This window comes from Calidithermus roseus (assembly GCF_003574095.1).
In the GTDB taxonomy this organism is placed as follows: Bacteria; Deinococcota; Deinococci; order Deinococcales; family Thermaceae; genus Calidithermus; species Calidithermus roseus.
Window position 1 is genome coordinate 17,979 of record NZ_QWLA01000030.1, and the last position, 20,064, is coordinate 38,042.

General features: G+C 65.5%; 21 protein-coding genes and 1 tRNA gene. 3 read left to right on the forward strand and 19 right to left on the reverse strand.

All coding sequences use genetic code 11. The annotated features are described in order from the left end of the window. Window positions 1-2 precede the first annotated feature (2 nt). Genes hpaD through hpaB form a run of 3 tightly spaced genes read right to left on the reverse strand, consistent with a single transcriptional unit; the run spans window position 3 to window position 2,932 of the window. Window positions 3-974 (reverse strand): 3,4-dihydroxyphenylacetate 2,3-dioxygenase, encoded by a 972-nt coding sequence (hpaD, locus tag Mrose_RS09025; protein ID WP_119277528.1) that lies wholly within the window; start codon window positions 972-974, stop codon window positions 3-5. A gap of 25 nt (window positions 975-999) precedes the next feature. Continuing rightward, complete coding sequence (hpaC, locus tag Mrose_RS09030; RefSeq protein ID WP_119277556.1) at window positions 1,000-1,467, reverse strand: 4-hydroxyphenylacetate 3-monooxygenase reductase subunit; 468 nt, start codon at window positions 1,465-1,467, stop codon at window positions 1,000-1,002. Window positions 1,468-1,474: 7 nt separating this feature from the next. Continuing rightward, window positions 1,475-2,932, reverse strand: a complete 1,458-nt coding sequence (gene hpaB, locus Mrose_RS09035) for a 4-hydroxyphenylacetate 3-monooxygenase, oxygenase component (RefSeq protein WP_119277530.1) — start codon at window positions 2,930-2,932, stop codon at window positions 1,475-1,477. 217 nt (window positions 2,933-3,149) lie between these two features. On the opposite strand from hpaB, the gene Mrose_RS09040 reads away from it, so the two are divergent. The 3 genes from Mrose_RS09040 (at window position 3,150) to Mrose_RS09050 (ending at window position 7,233) form a co-directional block, all read left to right on the forward strand. Continuing rightward, window positions 3,150-4,529 carry a PucR family transcriptional regulator gene (locus tag Mrose_RS09040; RefSeq protein WP_119277532.1) on the forward strand — a complete coding sequence of 460 codons (1,380 nt, stop codon included), beginning with the start codon at window positions 3,150-3,152 and terminating at the stop codon, window positions 4,527-4,529. A 103-nt stretch (window positions 4,530-4,632) separates the two neighbouring features. Further along, on the forward strand, window positions 4,633-5,130 hold the full coding sequence (locus Mrose_RS09045; RefSeq protein WP_119277534.1) for a 2'-5' RNA ligase family protein: 498 nt from the start codon (window positions 4,633-4,635) through the stop codon (window positions 5,128-5,130). Window positions 5,131-5,139: 9 nt separating this feature from the next. Continuing rightward, window positions 5,140-7,233, forward strand: a complete 2,094-nt coding sequence (locus Mrose_RS09050) for an ABC-F family ATP-binding cassette domain-containing protein (protein ID WP_119277536.1) — start codon at window positions 5,140-5,142, stop codon at window positions 7,231-7,233. Window positions 7,234-7,374: 141 nt separating this feature from the next. On the opposite strand, the gene Mrose_RS09055 is transcribed toward Mrose_RS09050, so the two are convergent. The 16 genes from Mrose_RS09055 to Mrose_RS09120 all read right to left on the reverse strand — a co-directional run. Beyond that, a complete protein-coding gene (locus Mrose_RS09055; RefSeq protein WP_119277538.1) occupies window positions 7,375-8,334 on the reverse strand; it encodes an ABC transporter permease in 960 nt (319 codons plus the stop codon). Then, the gene (locus tag Mrose_RS09060) at window positions 8,318-9,253 is read right to left on the reverse strand and encodes an ABC transporter ATP-binding protein (protein WP_119277539.1); all 936 of its coding nucleotides are present in this window, start codon (window positions 9,251-9,253) and stop codon (window positions 8,318-8,320) included. The genes Mrose_RS09055 and Mrose_RS09060 overlap by 17 nt, the downstream gene beginning before the upstream one ends. 5 nt (window positions 9,254-9,258) lie before the next feature. Next, complete coding sequence (locus Mrose_RS09065) at window positions 9,259-10,395, reverse strand: COG1470 family protein (protein WP_119277541.1); 1,137 nt, start codon at window positions 10,393-10,395, stop codon at window positions 9,259-9,261. A gap of 247 nt (window positions 10,396-10,642) precedes the next feature. Then, on the reverse strand, window positions 10,643-10,813 hold the full coding sequence (locus Mrose_RS18840; RefSeq protein WP_182482744.1) for a hypothetical protein: 171 nt from the start codon (window positions 10,811-10,813) through the stop codon (window positions 10,643-10,645). 77 nt (window positions 10,814-10,890) lie between these two features. Further along, on the reverse strand, window positions 10,891-11,328 hold the full coding sequence (locus Mrose_RS09070; RefSeq protein WP_119277543.1) for a SufE family protein: 438 nt from the start codon (window positions 11,326-11,328) through the stop codon (window positions 10,891-10,893). A gap of 38 nt (window positions 11,329-11,366) precedes the next feature. Beyond that, the gene (locus tag Mrose_RS18845) at window positions 11,367-11,534 is read right to left on the reverse strand and encodes a hypothetical protein (protein ID WP_182482745.1); all 168 of its coding nucleotides are present in this window, start codon (window positions 11,532-11,534) and stop codon (window positions 11,367-11,369) included. Next, on the reverse strand, window positions 11,534-12,604 hold the full coding sequence (locus tag Mrose_RS09075; RefSeq protein WP_119277544.1) for an ATP-binding protein: 1,071 nt from the start codon (window positions 12,602-12,604) through the stop codon (window positions 11,534-11,536). The genes Mrose_RS18845 and Mrose_RS09075 overlap by 1 nt, the downstream gene beginning before the upstream one ends. Window positions 12,605-12,608: 4 nt before the next feature. After that, complete coding sequence (locus Mrose_RS09080; RefSeq protein WP_245969770.1) at window positions 12,609-13,961, reverse strand: HD-GYP domain-containing protein; 1,353 nt, start codon at window positions 13,959-13,961, stop codon at window positions 12,609-12,611. Between the two features lie 234 nt (window positions 13,962-14,195). Then, a tRNA-Lys gene (locus tag Mrose_RS09085) sits at window positions 14,196-14,271 on the reverse strand. Window positions 14,272-14,384: 113 nt separating this feature from the next. Beyond that, the gene (locus Mrose_RS09090) at window positions 14,385-14,714 is read right to left on the reverse strand and encodes a cyclic-di-AMP receptor (protein ID WP_018465811.1); all 330 of its coding nucleotides are present in this window, start codon (window positions 14,712-14,714) and stop codon (window positions 14,385-14,387) included. 21 nt (window positions 14,715-14,735) lie between these two features. After that, window positions 14,736-15,608: a PulJ/GspJ family protein gene (locus Mrose_RS09095; RefSeq protein WP_147371597.1), complete on the reverse strand. Its 873-nt coding sequence runs from the start codon at window positions 15,606-15,608 to the stop codon at window positions 14,736-14,738. Window positions 15,609-15,621: 13 nt separating this feature from the next. Beyond that, window positions 15,622-16,008, reverse strand: a complete 387-nt coding sequence (locus tag Mrose_RS09100; protein WP_182482746.1) for a type IV pilus modification PilV family protein — start codon at window positions 16,006-16,008, stop codon at window positions 15,622-15,624. Continuing rightward, window positions 15,998-16,456 (reverse strand): GspH/FimT family pseudopilin, encoded by a 459-nt coding sequence (locus tag Mrose_RS09105; RefSeq protein WP_119277550.1) that lies wholly within the window; start codon window positions 16,454-16,456, stop codon window positions 15,998-16,000. Before Mrose_RS09105 ends, Mrose_RS09100 begins: the two co-directional genes overlap by 11 nt. Continuing rightward, window positions 16,453-18,633 carry a pilus assembly PilX family protein gene (locus Mrose_RS09110; protein ID WP_119277552.1) on the reverse strand — a complete coding sequence of 727 codons (2,181 nt, stop codon included), beginning with the start codon at window positions 18,631-18,633 and terminating at the stop codon, window positions 16,453-16,455. Before Mrose_RS09110 ends, Mrose_RS09105 begins: the two co-directional genes overlap by 4 nt. Window positions 18,634-18,714: 81 nt before the next feature. Next, window positions 18,715-19,293, reverse strand: coding sequence for a response regulator transcription factor (locus Mrose_RS09115; RefSeq protein ID WP_119277554.1), 579 nt, complete (start codon window positions 19,291-19,293; stop codon window positions 18,715-18,717). Window positions 19,294-19,329: 36 nt separating this feature from the next. Then, window positions 19,330-20,064: sensor histidine kinase (locus Mrose_RS09120; protein WP_147371598.1), on the reverse strand; the 735-nt coding region annotated here is incomplete at its 5' end.

A 20,064-nucleotide genomic window follows, 5' to 3' on the forward strand; every position in this document is an offset into this window, starting at 1 on the left:
CCTCAGATGACGTGTTGGGGGAGGCCTTGCAGTTCCGCCTCCTCCAATTCCACCCAGCCGCCCTCGAAGGCCTCGAGCCTCGAGCCCTCGAGGAACCAGCTCTTGGGCGTCCGGGCTCCCCACAACGTCTGGCGGCGGGGGTCGTTGAGGTGCCAGCGGATAGGCTCGAAGTCGGGATCGACGGTGATGTAGTCGGAGGTGTAGAGCTCGATGCGGTGCCCGTCGGGGTCGCGCAGGTAGAGGAAGAAGGCGTTGGAAACACCGTGACGACCGGGCCCGCGCTCGATGGCGTTGGTCTGCATGGCCCCGGCCAGGATGTCGCAGGCCCTGAGGATGGATAGCGAGTCGGGCATCCAGTAGGCGAAGTGGTGCAGCCGGGGGCCGAGGCCGTTGGTGAGGGCCAGGTCGTGCACCCCGCCCCGGCGCTGGATCCAGGCTGCCCAGATGTGGCCCTCGTCGTCTTCGGTGTACTCCGTGAGGCGGAAGGCCAGCCGGTCCATGTACCAGCGCAGGGTAGCCTGGACCTTGGGGCTCATCACGTTGATGTGGTCGATGCGCTGCAATCCCGGCCCGCGCTGCAGGTCGTAGCGCTGGAGCAACCAGGGGTACTTCACCGACTCGGCGTAGAAGGCCACCGGGATGCCAAAGGGGTCTTGCAGGCGCAGCAGCCTGGGCCTGTCCTGCTCACTCTCCCAGCGCCAGGGCAGGCCCTCGGCCTCGGCCAGGGCGATCAGGGCCTCGAGGTCGGCCTCCGAGGCCACCCGGTAGGCCAGGTGCTTGATGCCCGCCTCGGGAGCGAGCTCGAGCTTCAAGGTCCACTCGCGATCCTCGTTACCGCGCAAGTACAGCGCCGAAGCGCTCTCGTGCAGCACGTTGAGGCCCAGCAGGTCCACGTAAAAGTGGCGCGAAGCCGCCAAGTCGGTCACGTAGAACACCCCGTGGCCGATGCGGATGATGTTTGGGATCATGGCCATGCGGTATCCCTCCTGTCGTGTGTCGTCACCGGAGACTGTGGTAAGCCCGGTTCCAGTAGACCAGCGGTTTTTCAGCCTTGCCCAGCCTGATGGCCTCGACCTGGCCCACCACGATGCGGTGGTCCCCTCCGGGGTAAAGCTGCCACTTCGAGCAGTACAGCGTGGCCAGCGCCCCATCGATGGAGAGGTCGGGGTTGAGCGGCTCATAGTCGGTGCTGGGGCGACCGGCGAAGTGGTTGGACACAGCCTGCTGCCCCTCGGCCAGGAGGTTGATGACGAAGCGCTGGCTGCGCTCGAGGAGGCTGAGGAGGTTGGCGCCCTCGTCAACGCAGACCAGGACCAGAGGAGGCTGGAGGCTCACGGAGGAGAAGGAACTGGCGGTCATGCCGCGGCGCTCCCCCTCGGCCTCGGCGGCCACGATGGTCACCCCGCTGGGCCAGCGGGCCAGGGCGCTCTTGAACAGCTCGGTGAGGGTAGGCTGGGCGATCTCCATGAGCATCTCAACCCCCCGCCACTGCCTCGGCCTTGGGGGATTCGCTCCAGCCGAGGAACTCCTTGATACGGGCCTTGTAGGGTTCCTTGTCGTAGACGGAGAACAGCGTCTGGTACATGCGCACCGGGTCGCCGAAGAAGAAGCGTTCGTAGAGGACCTGCCTGGCCCCGAAGGCGCTCAAGGTCATGTCCCAGGCCAGGCGAAAGAGCTGGACCCGTTCCTTAGCCCCCAGCGTCGCCGATTGGAGGTATTTCTCGAGGTAAGGTCCCATGGGCCCCTCGAAGTCTTTCTCGCTGGGCAGGGTGATGAGGCCCGAGGCGCTGATCTGCTGGACGATCTCGTTGATGCGGGGGTAGAGCCGGGGGTAGAGGTTGCGTGCTCCGTCGATGGCACCACGGTCCGGGCACATCAGGCCGTATTTGTTGAGTTGCGCGTCCCGCTCGGCCCGGGCCCAGAAGCCCTTCATGGCCTCGAGGTACACGATCAGCTCGGCGATCTTCTCCTGCACGTGGGGGAAGGCGTCGGCCCCGATGGCTTCTCCGATCAGGCTCACGAGCCCTAAGAAAGCCTCGGTCTTGGCGTTCTTGAGCACCACCACCTGGTGGGCCATGTGCATGAGGGCCCCGGTTTCGGCATAGGCGTTGTTACAGCGCTGCAAGTCGCCCAGGATGAAGACCCGCTCCCACGGCACGAACACGTCGTCGAAGACCGTGAGGCAGTCCATCTCCTCGATCTGGCTGGAGAGGGGGTGATCATAAGAGGAGTCGCCTCCCACCAGGCCCTCGCGGCTGATGAAGTGCAGCCCTGGCGTGCTGGTGGGGATGGCGAAAGCCACCGCGTACTTGTCGGCGCCTGGCCCCTCCTTGAGCAAGGTGCTCGGGAAAACCAGCAGCTCATCGGCAGTGGGCAAGGTCGCTAGCATGCGGGCCCCGCGCACCACGATGCCCTCGGCGTTCTGCTTGACCACCCCTACGGCAATGTAGGGATCGGGTTGCTCGGTGACGGGCTTGGCCCTATTTACCTGAGGGTTGGTGAGGCAGTGGGTGGTGGCGAGGTCCTTCTCGCGCACGTAGGCCACGTAGTTGCGCACGTTATCGGCGAACTCGCCGAAGAAATCGGCGCTGTGCTCGTAGGCCATGAGCACGGCGTTGAGGTAGTCGGGGCAGCGGCCCATCATGCCCAAGTTGGCGTCGGCCCAGAGCTTGTAGGCCGCGCTGCGCCGGGCCAGGTCCTCCTTACTGCGCGCGGGCAGGAGGCTCATGGCGTGGCGTTTGCCATCCTCTTCGTAGGTGAGGATGTCGCGGTACTTGGGGTCGTGCTGCATGTCGTAAAGCCGCGCCAGGTTGGCCACGACGCCCTTGAACACCGGGTGGGTGCTGGGGTCTTCGACCTTTTCTCCCTTGTACCAGAGGTTGGGGGGGTTGTGCCGCAGGGCTTCGAGGTACTCTTTTCCGCTTCGGGCCATGAATTCCTCCTGTGGGCTAAAGCCTGACCTTGCCTGGTTTGTTGATAGGGCGAAGGTACAGCGCTCGAGCCCGCAGTACCAGCTTGGAGTCATACAAATATGCCGAGGAAAATTGTTCAACAATACAAAGACCTTGCCGCTAATTGTGGGTTTGCCGCGGGTGGCGCGGATTATTTTGTGGATAATGACAAATTGAACTTTTTGCTTTGGAGGAAGCATGAGATTTGACGACCTGGCCCAGAGTTTGAGGCTCGAGATTCGCGTTCCCAGCAGTAAGGAGGTGACGCTGCTGGAACCCTCCGAGCGCCCTTCGCTGGCGCAGGGCGTGGTGCTGGTAGGCTCCTCGACCCGGCTGGTGCCGCGGCTGCGCCCCTTCCTGGCCGGGTGCTTCGTGCGAGTGGAGGAAGACTTCGCGGCCCTCGAGCAGACCTGCTTGGCTTCGGGGTACGGGCTGGCCCTGCTGCCGCCGTGGCTCTCACCGGCTACCGCGCTCGACGAAGCTCGCCGCCGCCTGGCCGAAGCCCGCAGCCAGGAGGCTTTGGGCATGGTCAACACCCTCGAGCTCTTGCTGGCGCGGCTGGCCGATTACCGCGGCTTCCTCGAGGCACTGGGGGCCATCACCGGGTTGCCGCTGGCGCTGCTGGCTCCGTGGGGGGAGGTGCTGGCCTGGGTGGGCGCGGTTCCCGCACACCACCCCAAAGAGGTCGGGCGCGGGCCCCGCCACCTGGCGCTGGAGGCAGGGGAGTGGCGGCTGGTGGCCTACGGCGAGGGGGAACGACTGAACCGCGTCGTCGGCCTGCTCGAGCTGGCGGCGCGGCTCTTGAGGCTGCGCTCGCGCGAGCGCAGCCTCGAGCGGGCCCAGGAGGAGAGCCTGGGGGCAGCCTTCCTCGACGAACTGCTGCTGGGGGAAGCCGAGCCCGAGCGAGCCCTGGCCTTTGGCCTACAACCCGGCCTGGCCCTGGCCCTGGCCCTGATCGAGGCCCCGGCCCCCGCCGGGCGGCACCGCCTGGCCGAGACCCGGCGGCGGGAGGTGCTGGTGCGGCTCAAGCAAGCAGCAGGGGCCTACCTCGAGCGCCTGGGGGTGCCCTACCTGCTCTCCGGGCGGGGGGCGCGGGCGGTGGTGTTGTGGCAGGTGCACGACGTGGCGCGGGAAGTGCAGGGTCTGCTCTCCACCGCGCCCGAAGGGGTGCGGCTGGGCTATTCCGCCATCCACACCGACCCCTCCGAGGTGCAGGCCGCCTACCGCGAGGCCCTCATCGCCCTCAAAGCGGCCAGGGCAGGGGAGGCGCTGGGCTTCGGGCAACTCGACCCGGTGGCCTGGGTGTTGCTCCAGCAGTCGCCCGAGGACCTCAAGGCCCTGGTCGAGCGCTTTCTGCCGGTGTCCCCCAAAGAGCTGCGCACCCTCGAGCGCTACCTCGAGCACTCCGGCGACCTCACCGCCACCGCCGAGGCCCTGCACGTCCACCCCAACACCCTGCGCTACCGCCTGCAAAAGATCGAGGAGCGCCTGGGGGCTTCGCTCAAGAGCCCGGAGACCCTCGCCCGCCTGCACCTGGCCTTGCGGGCGCGAAGCCTGGCCGAGGAGGGAGAGCGCTGAGGGGATTCCCCTGGCAGAGGGCTCTATTCGCCACTCGAGCCGAGAATAGCGTACCGATGGGAAGATTCCTGGTAATTTCGACCTAGCTTGTATACTGCCGCTTGTGTACGGCATCCTGGTGTGGCCCCCCGAGGAACTCGGAGCTTTTTTGCTCGAGCTACAACGCCAGCACCGGGTCAGGGGCTTTGGCCCGCCGCACCTCAACCTGCGCCAGCCCTTCGAGTGGGAGCACGGCGAGGAATCGCTGAGGAAGGCCGTGCAGGGCATCCTGCGCAGCCATGCCCCTTTCCGCCTTCGCCTGGGGGGGTGGAGCAGTTTCCCCCAGGGGGTGGTCTACCTACGGGCCTACGGCGGAACCCCTTTCCGCAAGCTCCACCACGCCCTCGAGCCCCTGGCTCCCCCCCTCAAGGAGATCGAAGGCCCCAGCTACATCCCTCACCTTACCCTGGCGCTGGGGCTCAGCCCCGAGGCCGCCGCCGACCTGGCCCGGTCCTTGCCCCTGCCCCAGTGCAAGTCTTTCGTGCTGCGCGAGGCCGCCCTGGTGCAGGACGCCGCCGATGGCAGCCTGGTCGAGGTGGCGCGCTTTCCTTTCTCAGGGTGACGGCTCGCCATGGCGGCTTCGCCCGTCTACCTGCGGCTGCTCGAGGCCGAGAAGGCCTTTGGCGAGCGCAGGATCCTCAGCCGGGCTAGCTTCAGGCTCTCGCGGGGCGAGAAAGCCGTGTTGATCGGCCCCAACGGCGCGGGCAAGACCACTTTGTTCCGCATCCTGGCGGGCCGGGAGAGCCTCGACGGGGGCCGATTGGAACGCCTGAGGGGCATCCGGGTGTTCTACTTGCCCCAGGACTTCAGGCCCAAAGGCGGCAGCGTTTGGGAGCTGGCCTACCGCAGCACGCCCCTGTGGGCCGCGGAGCAACTGCTCGAGCAGCTTCCCCCCGAAGAGAGCGCGGCAGCCTGGGAGCGGGTGCGCGAGCTGGGCTTCTGGAAGGGGCGCGTTGGTCGCACCCTGGCCGATTTTGGCCTGGGAGAGGAGCTGTGGGAGCGGGAGGTCGCGGGGCTCTCGGGAGGGGAGGGGGTGCGGCTGGGGTTGGCCATGGCCTTCCTTTCAGGAGCCGAGGTGCTGCTCTTGGACGAGCCCACCACCCACCTTGACCTGCGCATGCGTCTGCGTCTGGAGGAGTTGCTGCTGGCCTACCCCGGCGCGCTGGGCCTGATCTCCCATGACCGCGCGCTGGTGGGCCGGGTGGCCAGCACCGTCTACCACCTCGAGGCCGCCCAGCTCATCCGGGTGGCGGGGGGCTACGCTAGCTATTTGCAGGAGAAGGAGCGCATCCAGCGCACCGTCGAAAAGGCCCGCAAGGAGGCCGAGAAAGAGCGTGAGCGCCTGCTGGAAGCCGTTCCCGACCGACGCAGGCCAGGCCAGGATCGTCGCCGGGCCCAGAAGGCTCAGCTTAGGGAGCGAGCCCAGCGCATCGAGGCTCCCGAACCCCTGCCCCCCGAGCGCCGCTGGAGCCTCGAGATCGCCGCCGAGGGCACGCCCAGGCTGGTGGCCGAGGTGCGGGGGCTGAAGAAGTCCTACGCCCGGCACCCAAGGCCCGACACCCCCGAGCCGCTGGAGGCGCGTACCGTTCTCAGGGGCGTGAACCTGCGCATCTTCCGAGGAGACCGCATCGCCTTGCTGGGCCCCAACGGCGCGGGGAAGACCACCCTGCTGCGCGTGCTGCTGGGCCAGGAGTGGCCCGATGAGGGCGAGCGTGAGCTGATGCCCGGCGTGCGCACGGCCTACCTGGACCAGCACTTCCACGGCCTCGAGCCCGACAAGGGCCTCTTCGAGCAGTTCCGCGAGCGCTTCGGCGAGGCCAGGGCCTCGGCCATGCTGGGTCGCATGGGCTTTCGCCCGCCCCACTGGTTCGACCCGCCTGCCCGCTTCTCCGGTGGGGAGCGCGCGAGGGCCGGTCTGGCCCTGTTGTCGGGGCTGAGGGCGGGGTTGCTGGTGCTCGACGAGCCCACCAACCACCTCGAGCTCGAATTGCTTGAAGCCCTCGAGCGCGCCCTGATCGAGTATCCGGGCACCCTGCTCTTCGTCTCCCACGACCGGGCCCTGGTGCAGAAGGTTGCCACCCGCTTCTGGGGCATCGAGGAGGGACGGCTGGTCGAGTACCCCGGCTACCGCGAGGCCGAAGCGGCCATGCTGGGCAAGCCCGCCTTGCGGCAGAACCCCTACGGCGAGTTGCTCTCCGAGCCGGAGGCTTTGTCCGAGGAGCGCGACCTCGAGGCCGAGCGCCTGGCCCTGCGCGAGCGCCTGGACCAGCCTGGCTTGAGCGAGCGCGAGCGCGCCCGCCTCCGCGCCGACCTGCTGGCGCTGGAGGACGAGCTATGGCAGCGCTACGCCGCCGAGTTCTATCGGCCCCACCCCTACCGCCACGCCGTCGTCGAGGAGGGCCTGCCCGTGTTCGCCGACGTGGAAATGGGCCTGTGGCACTTCTGGAGCAGCGAGGGCTCGCTCGAGGGAGAGCGGGTGGGTGGCGCGGTGCTGCTGGCAGGGGAGGCCCCCCGCCGCACGCTCCAGGGAGCGCTGCGCATCCTCTTCGAACTCGAAGACATCGGCCTCGTGACCTACCAGGGCAAAGCCTACGAGCGCCCCTTCATTCGACCCCCAGCCCCCACCTCGCGCCGTAGACGGAAGCCCAGGGCTGGGACTGTGTAGGGAGGCGGAGAGCCCGTGGGGAACCCCTCCCCGCCGGTGTCAAGCGAGGGTCGAGGGTCGAGGGCCAAAGCGTCTTGCGTCTTGCGTACGACGTACGACCCGCGTTTAGCGATCGGCTATCCGCTATCGACTACCGGTGTCTCACGCCCTCACCTCCCGCCGCTGGAAGAGCACGTAGGTGAGCGTGAAGAGGAGCGTGCAAGCTGCAAGCATCCCGGTGAGCTGGGGCCAGGCCAGCAACAGGCTCTGCGAGAGGGGTAGCGGCGTGCCGATGAGGGCGCCCTCGAGCTGGGTGAAGAGCACCGGGCCTAAGGAGCGCACCGCCGGGTTCAGCAGCACCAGGATGGTCTCGGCGTAGAGGGTGTTGGGCGAGAAGCGTGAGAGGAACAGAAGCGCCTGGGCGTTGGCCAGCGCGCTCTCGGGGTTGAAGGGGTCCACGGGACGCAGGGCCTGGGCCAGAAGCTGGGCCACGATGCCCCAGAAGATCGTGAAGAACAACCAGACCGCGATGGCGGCCAATGCCGAGGTGGCCGGCTGACGGAAGAGCACCGAGAAAAGGATGGCCAGAGCCAACCAGATACCGGCGTAGACCAGCGTAGCCAGCAAGAACAGCAGCGCCCGGCCCACCTCCTCTCCACCCGGCGGCACGCCCAGGAACAGCAAGCCCAGGCCGGCCACCAGCAAGAACAGCGCCAGGAGCACCACCCCCAGCGTGGCCAGGCCGGCCAGGAACTTGCCAAAGAGCAGCGCGTCGCGATAGATGGGCTGGGCCAGCACCCTCGAGAGGGTGTTGCGCCCGTACTCCCCGTTCAACGCATCGAAGCCCAGGGCGATGGCGGCCAGGGGTACGAAGAAGCTGAGGAAGGCCACGAAGGAAGGCAGGGGATCCTGCTCGGTGGTGAAGAGCTTGAGGAAGAGGAAGGGGTCCTCGCTCACCGTCTGACGCAGGGTCTGGCTGGCGGTATAGACCGCGCCTAAGGCGCTGAGGGCGATGAGCACCTCCAGCAGTCGGATGCGGATGCTGGAGAGGTGGTCGGCCAGCTCCTTGAAGAAGACTGCCCACAGGCCGGTCCAGGGCGAGCCCTCACGCAGCCTCAGCATGGCGCACCTCCTGGAAGTAGCGGGCGTAGACCTCGTCTAAGCTGGGCTCTTCCAGCCCCAGCTCGAGCAACTCCCCACCCGCCTCGAGCACCGCCCTCGCCAGCTCGGGGCGCAGGTCGCGCCGGGCCTCGAGGTACCAGCTACCGTCCTGCTGCCGCAGCGCGCCCACGCCCTCGAGGCTTTTTAGCCGCTCGGCCAGGCTCGCCCCAGCGCTGGCCCGCAGGCGGATGCGGTAAGCCCCGCCCAGCACTCGCTCGGCCAGATCGCGCACTGTGCCCACCAGCACCATACGCCCCCGGTGGAAAAGCCCCACCCGGTCGCAGATGGCCTGTACCTGGTGCAGCAGGTGGGAGGAGAGCAGCACGGTGATGCCCTCGGCCTTGAGCCCCCGGATCATCGCCAGGAACTCCAGTGCGGCCTCGGGGTCCAGGCCCAGCGTGGGCTCGTCGAGGATGGCTACCTTGGGGCGCTTGAGCAGCACCTCGGCCAGTCCCAGCCGCTGCCGCATCCCGCGGGAGAAGGTGGCAACCGGGCGCTGGGCCACGTCGGCTAAGCCCATACGCTCCAGCACCTCGCCAATGCGCTTTTCGGCCTCGAGGCGAGGCAGGCCCAGCAGGCGCGTGGTGTAGCGCAGGTTCTCCCAGGCGGTCATCTCGCCGTAGAAGCCCACTGAGTCAGGCAGGTAGCCCACCTGGCGCTTGACCGACAGGGGCTCGCGCACGGGGTCGTGGCCCAGGACCTGTGCCGTGCCGGAGGTGGGCTCGGTCAGGCCCAGCAGCATGAGGATGGTGGTGGTTTTCCCCGAGCCGTTGGGGCCCAGCAGGCCGAAGACCTCCCCCTCGCCCACCTGCAGGTTGAGCCCTTCCACGGCCACCACCCGGCCGTAGCGCTTGCTCAGGTCGTGGGTCTCGATGACCATAGCCCTCACCGCCGCCCAAAGCGCGAGACGGCGAAGCCCAGCACGCCCAGAGCCACCGCCACCAGTCCCACTCCCACGATGCCCCAGGCGGTCGAGGTCAGCACCGTGACCCGGTAGTCCATCGAGGCCGAGGCCTCCCCGGCTGAGGCCCGCAGGGTGAGCATGTAGTCGCCCGCCACCGCCCTCGAGGTCGGCTTGACCCGCGCGGTGACTTCCGCTTCCTTGCCGGGGGCGATGGCCTCGAGCTTCTCGGGGTCGAACTTGACCTCCCAACCCGAGGGCTCGCTCGAGGAGAAGCTCACCTCCTCCACGGGCACGCTGCCGGTGTTCTTCACCACCAACTTGACGGGGTTCTCGCGGCCCGCGTAAGCCCGCCCCGACAGGCGTCCTTCGGGGGTGGAGAGGCTGAGCTCGGGCCGACCGCTGATCTGCAAAGTCACGGCCAGCTCGGCCTTGGCCTCACCGGCCAGCGCCCGCAGGGTGACGCCGTAGGCCCTGGCCTCCACCTCGCGCGGCGGGGAGACCTCCACGTCGAGGTCGCGCGACTCCCCGGCCTTGACCGGCAGACTGGTGACCTGCTGGCTGCCGAAGGAGGGGGTGAAGGAGACCTGGAAGCCCTCGGGGGCCTCGGCCTCGAGGTTGATCAGCAGGTCCTGGTCGCTCTCGTTGCGCAGCGTGACCCGGTAGCGGAAGCTCGAGCCCGCCGTGCCCTTGAGCACCGGCAACTCGGCCTCGAGCGAAAGCCGCTTGGGCAGCACCTCGCCGGTGGTGAGGGTGATGGGGAGTTCGGCCCGTGCGCTCGTCCCCGTGGCGAGGAGGCGGAAGCGGTAGGTCCCGCCCTTCACGCCCTTGGGCGGCTCCAGGCGCAGGCTGAGCGACTGCTCGGCGTCCGGGGCCAGGTAGACCGCGCCCACCACCCGCCCCCCGCCGAGCAGGCTGGCCTTCCAGCCAGGTGCCACGTCTGTCACCTGCACCTGCACCACCTGCGGGGGCAGGCCGAAGTTCTTGACCTCGACGGGAAGGGTAACGGTCTCGCCCGTCCGGACGGTCTGATTGGGGTAGGGTGTCGAGAGGGAGAGACCGCGGAAGCCTTGGGCCAAGGATATCCCTAGCAATAGCAGTAGAGCGAAAGCACGCACCATAGGCTAAACCTCCAGCCGTACAGTCATGTGTCTCCAAAATGAGGAAATAGCAAAGGTCCATGAAAAGAAAATGAATCCCCTCACGATGGGCTAGGGAGTGGAATTCAACGGGCTTTTCGGAGAGGTCGCGGATGGTCGATAGATGGACGCCGGGCGCAGGTCGTACGTCGTACGCTAAACGCCAAACGCATTGGCCTCCGGCCCTCGGCCCTGGACCCTCGACAAACCACGAGCCTACCGCTGATGGCTACTCGAGCGCCTTCGCGAGGGCGGGCCACTGGTTGGGGTGGGTGTTGCTCGGGTGGAGCTCGCGCAGCGCGACCCAGGCTACTTGCCGCACCTTGCGGGAGTCGAGCTCCCAGGCGGGGTCAGGGCCGGCCACCAGCACCCGCTCCCCGCGCAGGACCAGCGGATACACCGACACCTGCCACTCGACGGGCGAAACCCCGTCGTAGGGGTGTTCCCCGCCCAGTTAGTCCTTGAAGGGGACGGGCCTCACGCGCTCAGGGCTTCGCGCACCTGCCGCTTGATGCGGGCGAGCACCGCCTGCAAGCCCCGCAGGCGCAACGGCGTCACCACCTCCTCGAGGCGGGCTAGGGCGTAGAAGTCCTCGGGAACGCTCAGCACCGCCTCGGGGGACTCCCCCTCCAGCCCCTCCGCCAGCATCCCGGCGAAGGCCCGCACGGTGGGGGCCTCCTTGGGCGCGTCGAAGAACAGGTGCACGGCGGGGCCCTCGAGCTCGGCGTGCACGAAGAAGGGCGTGGTGCACTCGTGGACCTGCTCGAGCTTGGCCTCCATGCCCTCGGGCAGAGACGGCATCTTCTTGGCGAACTCCAGCAGCATCTCGGTCTTGAGGACCTTGGGGGCCGAACCCAGGGCCTTGACCACCTGCTGGAGCTTGGGCGGGAGCTGGGCCAGGCGTTCGTCGTTCATGCCCTGGATTCTACCTTCCGAGTTGCGGGGTTATGGTGTCAGCCCGCACCCTGCGCCTTCAGCCGCCACAGTTCGCGGGCGAGCTCGAGGTAGTCGCGAGGGTGCCCGGCCTGGGTGCCGTAGCTGAGGTAGAGCCGCAGCGCCTCCACCGGAGGTCGGGGCAGGCCGCGCTCAGGGCTGGCGTGCAGAGAGAGCACCTTTCCCATCAGCGGTACCAGTCGGCGAACTGCCGGGCCGTGCGCCCGGAAAAGCCCCGGCCCTCTTGGGCGAAGCGCAGGGCAGCCTGGCGGGTGGCGTCGTCGAGTTCGCGGCCCAGCAGGTAGCTCACCGTGCGCAGGAAGCTCTGCTGGTCGAAGGGGGGGAAAGTCAGCACCAGACCGAAGCGGTCGGCCAGGGCCAGCTTGTTCTGCAGGGTGTCCCAGGCGGCGGGGTCGTTGTCGCCGGGTTCGGGACGGTCGGCCCAGGACTCGTTGATGAGGTTGCGGCGGTTGGAGGTGGCGACTACCAGCACGTTAGACGGTCGCTGGTACACCGCTCCTTCCAGCAGCGCTTTCAACTGGTGAAAGCCGGGGTCCTCGGCGCTGAAGGCCAGGTCGTCGAGGTAGAGCAGGAATTTCTGGGGCAGTGGGCGCAGGGTCTCGAGCAGGTGCGGCAGGTGGCCCAGCCCGCGGTAGAGCACCTCCACCAGCCGCAGTCCCTGAGAGGCGTAGGTGCTGCGCAGGGCCTTCACCGCCGTGGACTTCCCACAACCCCTGGCCCCGTACAGCAGGGTGGGCAGAGCGGGCTGCCCACTCAGAAAGCGTTCCACGTTGGTCCTGAGCGCGGCAATTTGCCGCTCGAAGCCCACCAGGGCGGAGAAATCGACCGGGTCGGGGTTGGCGACGGCCTCGAGGCGGCCCTCGAACAGATAGGCGCTGTGGCGGGCAAAGGGCCCGTAGCCGTGCTGCCGGTAGAGTTCCAGCAGGCCATCGGCGTCGCCGTGCTCGAGTACCTCCAGGGCTGCGAGTTCGGCTGGGCTGGGTTCACGCAGGCCGAAGCTGGATAGCTTGTCCGAGGTGCGCAGCACGTGCAGGCGCTGGCGCAGGGCCAGCAACTCGTCCTGGACGACCTGGGCCAGGCCAGGGCTCAGCCCCTGGGTGAGCAGTTTGCGAGCCAGAGCCTCGGCCCCCAGCAGAACCCCGGCCAGCAGCCAGCCCCAGGGCTCTCCTCTGGGCAGGTCGGCCTCGAGCAGGGCCCTGCGGGGTGGCTCAGGAAGCGGTGGGAAAAGGTTGGACACCCGGTTATTTTACCGGGGGTGCTTCGCCCTCGCTCACCTCGAGCGAGAGTTCGCTCAGGGGGTTGAGTTCTAAGAAGGTGTCCACCAGCGTCGGATCGAGCTTGCGCCCGCGCTGGTGCTCGAGTTCGTCCAGGATGCGCTCAGCAGGCCAGGCTTTTTTGTAGGGGCGGGGGAAGCACAGCGCGTCGAAGGTATCCACCACGGCGAAGATGCGAGCCAGCAGGGGAATCCCTTCCCCCCTTAGCCCTTCGAGATATCCGTGCCCATCCCAGGACTCGTGGTGGTAACGCACCACCTCGAGGGTCTCCCTGGGCAGGAAGGGCACCTTGCACAGCATCTCGTAGCCGATCTGCACGTGCATGCGCATCAGACGCCACTCCTCGGCGGTAAGCTGCTCCTCCTTGAGCAGGATTCTGTCGGGCACGCCCAGCTTGCCGATGTCGTGTAGGTAGGCTCCCCAGCGAAGGTATTCCCGGTCCCGATAGTCCAGGCCGATCTTGCTGGCCAACCGTTCGGCCCAGTTCGCTACCCGCTGGGTGTGGCCCTGGGTGTCGTGGTCGCGGTACTCCAGCGCCACCCCCAGCGCCAGCAGGGTTCCGTCGTAGGCGGCCTGGAGTTGTTGCAGCGCTTCCATCTGCCCGAGCTGGGCCCCCATTACTCGGGCCAGCGAGGTCGCCAGGGCCTTCTCGTCGGATTGAAAGGGTCTGGCTCCGTCCCGCGCCAGGATCAGCACGCCCAGCGACCGGCCCTGGCGGGCCGATACCGGCACGGCGGCGCTGGACCATTTGGCGCTCTCGGGCACACCCTCGAGGTAGCTGCCCAGCGAGAAGGAGTCGGTCAGGGTGGCCCGCATGCTCAGTTGCTGGCGCGGCAGCTTGCGTCCCTGATAGCGCCTAAGGTCGCCTCGGGCGCTGATGACCACCGGCTTGCCCTCACGAAAGCGCACGAAGGCGATGTGGGGAGCCACCCCGAGCTTGGCTACTGCCTCCACCCCCGTCTCCACCAACTCTGCTGGCTCAGGGGCGGCGCTGATTTCGATGCTGCCCTCCTCGAGCACCTGCATCTGGCGCAGGGTCTCCTGCATCTGGAGCTGCTGACTGAGCTCGCGTTGTCGCCACAGGACCAGCAGGATCAGCGCCGAGAGGCTGGGCAATACCCCGTGCGGCATGAACACGGCCTCGATCTCGCGGTTGCGGAAAGTGAAAAGAGTGCCCATGTAGGTCAGGTAGAGCGGGGCCAGCCACAGCAGGCTGCGCTGCCCGTCACGCCAAACCCAGGGCAGGAGTGGAATAAAGCCGAATAGCCCCAGGGTTTGGGTGGCTCCGAGTTCCCTCGAGCCATATCCCCAAATCACCATACCCACCAGCGAAGCCCACCTGTGGGGGAAGGGGATCTTGGGCAGCTGATTAAGTATGGAATGAATAAGTCTTCCCACGGGACGGGCTAATGGTAGCACGCAAAATTGGCCCTACTTTGGTGATTTGCACATCCGCGATGAACCGACTCTATATTGGTTGAAGCGATTGTGGGTAAAAAGCGAAGAACCGGGGTAAGGAGTACCCCGGTTTTCTTCGTGCTGGGCTTTGTTTTCTGGTGCCCCCACCAGGACTCGAACCTGGAACCTACCGATTAAGAGTCGGGAGCTCTACCAATTGAGCTATGGAGGCAAGTTTTAGCGCCAGGTGCTGAGCCTGACAGCGCTCACAAGTTTAGCCAAACCCCTCGCCCGCTGTCAAGCAGGAGCCCTGAGCCATCCCTGGCGTTTGCCGAACTGCCTGCTTCAGACCTTCAAGAACTCGTCTACCGTCAGCACGAACACCACTGCCCCCCCCACCTTGACCTCGACCGGCTGGGCCAGGAAGGGATCGGGGGCTTCGGCCAGGGGGACGCCGGGCGTGATGAGACGGGTGCGCGTGCGGCACTTCTCGCGGATGATCTCCTTGGCCACTTCGACCTGAGCCTCCTCCAGACCGATCAGCAGCGTGGTGTTACCTTCACGCAGGAAGCCGCCGGTGCTCGAGAGCTTCGTACTTTGGATGCCTTTTTCGCCCAGGGCCTTGATGAGTCCGGGGGCGTCGGCGTCTTGGACGATGGTAATGAGCAGTTTCACGTGGCTCGAGTATACCAGGACTTACTTACGCACACTGAGATTGCGGGCTCCCACCTGGAAAACCAGCGGCTGGGTTGGCCCAGGAAAGGTGTGGATCCTGCTCCCGCTAGTGATCTGGCCCAACAGGCTGAAGCGCACGCGGGCTGCGCTGGTATAGATGCCCAGGTTCGCAGGCAGCACGTCGTTGCAACTGCCCAGGCTGGCGATTTCTCCACTGCTAAAGTCAAGACACCTCTCGAAGCTGGCTGTCAGGCCGTCGCCGGGTTTGATGTAGTCGGCTAGCAGGTTGCCCTGGGTATTGGTCAGCTTTACGGGAATCTTAGTGTTGGGGGGCGTGAAGGCAACTTCGTTATTCTGGAAGTCTTTCTGCTCTTTGGGATCGGAGAGGTACTTCAGGTTGACGTAAAGCGTCCACTTGTCATTGTTGGTGGGGTCAGGGCCGGGATTTTCGGCACCACTCGCGGCTTCCACCACCTTGCCTCGAGAGAGGGCGTAGACGGCGAAGAAGCGGTGACAGCCACGCTTTCCCGCCGACGTGTCGGCGCAGGCTATGCCTGAATCTTCAGGCGGCAAGATAGCGGCGATGATGGGGTCGCTTCCGATGGTCCACTGGTTGCTGTTAGTCAGCGGGTTGCACACGGTGTAGCTTTCACAGCCGCTATTGAGCGTGAGGGTGATGCCCTTTGGATAGATGAAAACTGCCGTAGAGAGGTAGTCGCTGACAAGGTTGCCTGCGAAGCGCAGGTCCTCGAGGGTGCTCTGGGCGGTTTGGATGTAGCGGCTGGTATCGCTGCCGCTGCGCAGGCCCTGGGCGATGAGCCCCAGCAACAGGAGGGTGATGCCTGCAGCGAGCAGGAGCTCGAGAAGGGTGAATCCCTGGCGCAGTGCTCGCATCACTCCATAACTCCTAGTAAGGCGGCTTGACGATCCGCGTCTCGAAGATGAAGGCCTTGTTCTTGGGGCCGATGAGTTCGAGGCGAATGTCCCGCAGTATCTCCTCACCTCCCACAATTTCCTTGCCGCTCACCCCGTAGCTGACTACTCTGAAACCAGAAGGGAGACCGGTGAGGGCCGCGGGGTCAGGGAGGGGCTTGTTTTTATAGTCCGGTGGCGTGGCCCACTCCGAGCGCACCGCCTCGAAATAACTGCGAGCGAAGACCTGGGCCTGGGTGTCGCTGCGGGCGGTGTTGGTAGCAGTGTAGCCACTGATGAAGTAACCCAGCAGCAGTGTGGTCACTGTGATGATAACCAGAGCGACCAGGACCTCGATGAGGGTGAGGCCATCACGGCGCACGGACCACCACCTTGGCCGTGAGGCCAACCAGGTTGACCTGGAGTCTGCGGTTGCCTAAAGCCTGGATCTCAATGGAGTTGTTGGCTGCGGAGGTCACGCCATAGGGAGCAAAGAATTGAAAAGTTGAATCCTTGACCTGAGTGAATATCGCTCCTGTGGGCAAGTTCTTGGTTATAGGGATGCCTTTGAAGCCACCAGACGAACTTTTGTCGTACTCACCTACCTGATAGGTGTTGGTGTTTGGGATGACCACGAACTGATAGCTCCTCGAGGTCTTGCGTGCCTGGGAGCGCCAGTAAGCCAGGTCGGTGGCGAACTGGGTGGTCGCTTCGCGGATGAGCAGGCTCCGCCGGTAGCTGATGTAGCCTGATATTCCTATGCTCAGCAGGATCGCTAGCACTCCCAGGATAACGAGGAGCTCGAGGAGGGTCAGGCCCTGCGACCTCATTGGGCTACCACCTGCCACTGGCTACGAAACAGCCCAAGCCTCTGGGCTTGCGCGATGCGGGGCCGCAGTCGGCTGTCGTGGTAGATTCTGAGGCCGAAGTTCTCGTACGTGATGCCGTTGACGGTACAGGTCTTGGCCGTTTCGCCGTTAGCGCAGGGGCCGGGTGCGAGGATGCCGGTGTCCGGGGCTACCAGCGCTCCCCTCAAGTCCCACTGGCCTTTGGTCACCGCGCCGGGGTTGTCCTGGGGAAGCACGGAGAAGATGGAATTGGCAGAGTATAGCAGACCGTCGGTGCGTAATGGGCCAGTGGACCTGTTCCGGACGCTTTCGATCCAGAGATTTTTGATGTCCTCAGCAGTGAAGGACTTGGGATTCAGCTCAATTTTGGCTGCCCCAGCCACATTTGAGGGTAATGTAGCGGGTATGGACTTGGCTTTTCCGGCCACCTCTGTGTCCCCGGTACACAACTGAACCGAGCCTCCGCTCTTGGAAGCCTCAGAAAGCGATCTGTAAGCGCTGTAATCCTGCGCGTTGTGGGTGCAGTTGTTCGTGTAGTACACTTCGCCTTCGCCGTAAGTGTAGAAGCGGGGCGTGTAGGTAGAGTCGTTGAGGGCCTTCCACAACTCGTCACGGTTGAAGTTAGCCATCTGCGTTAGGATGAAATTGGGTTGGAGGAAGTCGCTTCGTGGGCCGCATCGGCTAGGGTCTGGGGGGTTATTCTTGCAGTAAGTGAAGCTGGCTTGCACGTTGCCTTGCTTCAGCAGATCTAACTCGCTCTCGTTGAGGGTCGTTACGGTAGCGTAATCACTCACCAGAACGCTGCCCCCCGCAATCAGGCTGAGCTGAGGTAATTCGCTCTGCTTGCTGTAGTCACAGCTGGACCTATTCTGGGTGATGGTGCAGTCGTAGGTGAGGTCCCCCAAAACGTAGACGTTTCCTCGCGCAATGATGGTGCCGTTGCCGCTAGTCCTGCCCCGGATGATCAGGTCCCCATTGATGAAGACGGTCCCACTGATCAGGATAGGATTGCGGCTGCCGTCCAGGATTACCGTGTTGGGTAGGGTACCCAGGTCGCTGGAGGTCCGAGTCTGGCGGCTTCCTCCCCAGGAGAGGGAACTCGGTGCTATCTGCATGTCTGCGGTGATGCTGCCGGCGGGATACGTGTCGCTCGTCCCCGCTGTGCTTTCGTCTAAAGCCGCTTTCCACTCGTTATCGTCAATGACGCGGTTGTTATTGGCGTCGGGAATGGGGAGGGGGAAGTTAGTGGGCAGTTCTCCGTCGGGGAAGTCGCCGACGCTGCTGCCGGTTGGGTAGTTTAGGTACAGCGCGCGCTTGATGTTGCAGCTAGCAGGATTGGCCTTGCAGTCAGCTTGGTAGTTGGGATTGCTGTTGATGGCGACAGGTTGATCCTGGCTGATCCTGTCCTGACCCACCGTCATATTGGTATAGAGCTGATTGGACACACCGGGACTGCCACCTTGCTGGTACACACTGCCGCGGGTCAGCAGCGAGCCGCTCACCATGCCCGCGTGTTCGTCGCCGCGCATGATCAAGCTATCCAGCACCCCCACCTTGGCGCGACGCCACCATGAGTCCGGATTGTCTTCGTCAGGTACCCCCCTGAGCACGTCGAGGCTTTTGATGTCGGCATGGCAGAACAGGCACTCGGCTTTGTCAGTGAGCAAAGCGAAATCGAAGGGGAAGAATCCCCTCTGGACGGCGAAATCTGACTGAAGTATGCGTGTGGTCTTCCTGTCAGGGAGGGTTCCGGTGGCTTTGACCCGCAAGAGTATGGACTGGGTGACCCCATTGGAGGTAACATCGGGCAACCGACTGATTTCATAGCTGTAGCTCGAGCCTGCAGGGAGGGTCTTGAGGGGGCTTTTGTAGACTGCGCCAGGTGTGCCCAGCTTGAGGGGATCCTTGCTCAACTCGGTGTTGTAGCGCGTCAGGCTTCGCTCCGCGAGGGGGATGGTTCCCCACAAGCGGTGCCAGACGGTGGCCACCGCATCGTCGAGGCCGGCCTCCGCAGCGAACTGGGCCTGGGAAGTTCTCAGGAAATCGGAGGCGTTTCGCTGGTTGCTCACGGCGTTATTGATGATGATGCTGAGGAAGACCACGACGATAAACATGAAAATCAGGGCCGAAATTAGGGCAATACCTGCTGGCCTGAGCATAGTGGGACCCCCTAACCCCTAAGTTGTAACAAAGGTAACGCTGTTTGGCATGAAAACCAACCCCTTCGCAGGGGAATGGGGTTACAGCAGCCCCAGGCCCCTGGCCCGCTCGAGCGCTTCCACCCGATTGCGCGCGTCGAGCTTGGCGTACAGCCGCTCGAGGTGGTCCTTGACGGTCTCGGGGGAGAGTTTGAGGCCGCGAGCGATCTCCTTGGTGGACTGTCCCTTGGCGAGTTGGGTCAGGACCTCCTTTTCGCGGGGGCTGAGGGTGGGCAGGTCGGGGATTTGCAGCTTGGGCTCGAGGCCCTGTGCCAGGCGGCTGAGGCGCTGGCCCAGCTCCTCGGGGGGCATCTCCTTCGACCAGTAGGCGTCGACGCCAGCCTGGGCCGCTTGGTAGAGCAGGGCGGGTTCGCCGAAGGTCGTGAGCATGACGATGAGCCCTCCATAGCCCCCCTCGCGCAGCCTGCGGGCAGTGCTGAGGCCGTCGAGTTCGGGCATGCGAATGTCCAGCAGCACGGCGTCGGGCTCCAGTTCTTGCACTCGCTGAACTGCCGTGAGGCCATCGCCGGTCTCGGCCACCACCTCGTAGCCTTGTAGCTCGAGCGCCGCCCGCAGGCCCATGCGGAATAGCGGATGGTCGTCGGCGATGATCAGGCGCACGTAACTACCGTAGCACGTTTGGCAGGGCCTGGGTATTCATCCGAGTCGGATTCGCAGGCAGGCTCCCCCCAGCGGTCCCCGCGAGTCGTGCAGGCTGCCGCCGTGAAGCTCGGCCACCCGGCGCACGATGAACAGGCCCAGGCCCGCGCTGCCTGCCCGGATACCGCGCAGGCGCTGGCTGCGAAAAGGTTGGGAGAGTTGCTCCAGCGGCTCCTGCAGGCCGGGGCCGTCGTCTTCGACCTCGACCCAGCCTTCGCCGCAGCGTAGCACGATGCGGCTGCGGGTGAAGCGCAGGGCATTCTCGATGAGGTTGGTCAGCGCCCGCTCGAGCAGGTAGCGGTCGGCCCTGGCTTGGCCGCTGCCGCTGACCACCAGCGTCACGCCTTTCTCGGCGGCCCGGCGCTGGAAGCGCAGGCGCATGTTTTCCAGCAGCGACAGCAGCAGGATAGGCTCAAGCTGAGGCCGTTGGTTTTCCATGCGGCTGGCGGTGAGCAGGTTTTCCACCAACTGGTAGGCTCCCGACAGCTCCGTCCACAGCTCGTGCAGCACCTGCTTGCGCTGCTGGGCGCCGATGGTGTCGGCCTGCTCGAGGTACTCCAGCGCCCGCAGCCCGGCCAGTAGGGGGGTCTTGAGGTCGTGGGCCAGGGTGGCGAAGAGGGCTTCGCGGGCCTCGAGCAACTCCTTGATGTGAACCAGCAGTTCCTCGATGCCCGAGCGCAGCTCGGCGATCTCGAGGGGGGGCTGCTCGCTGGGGCGGGGCAGGTTGAGGTC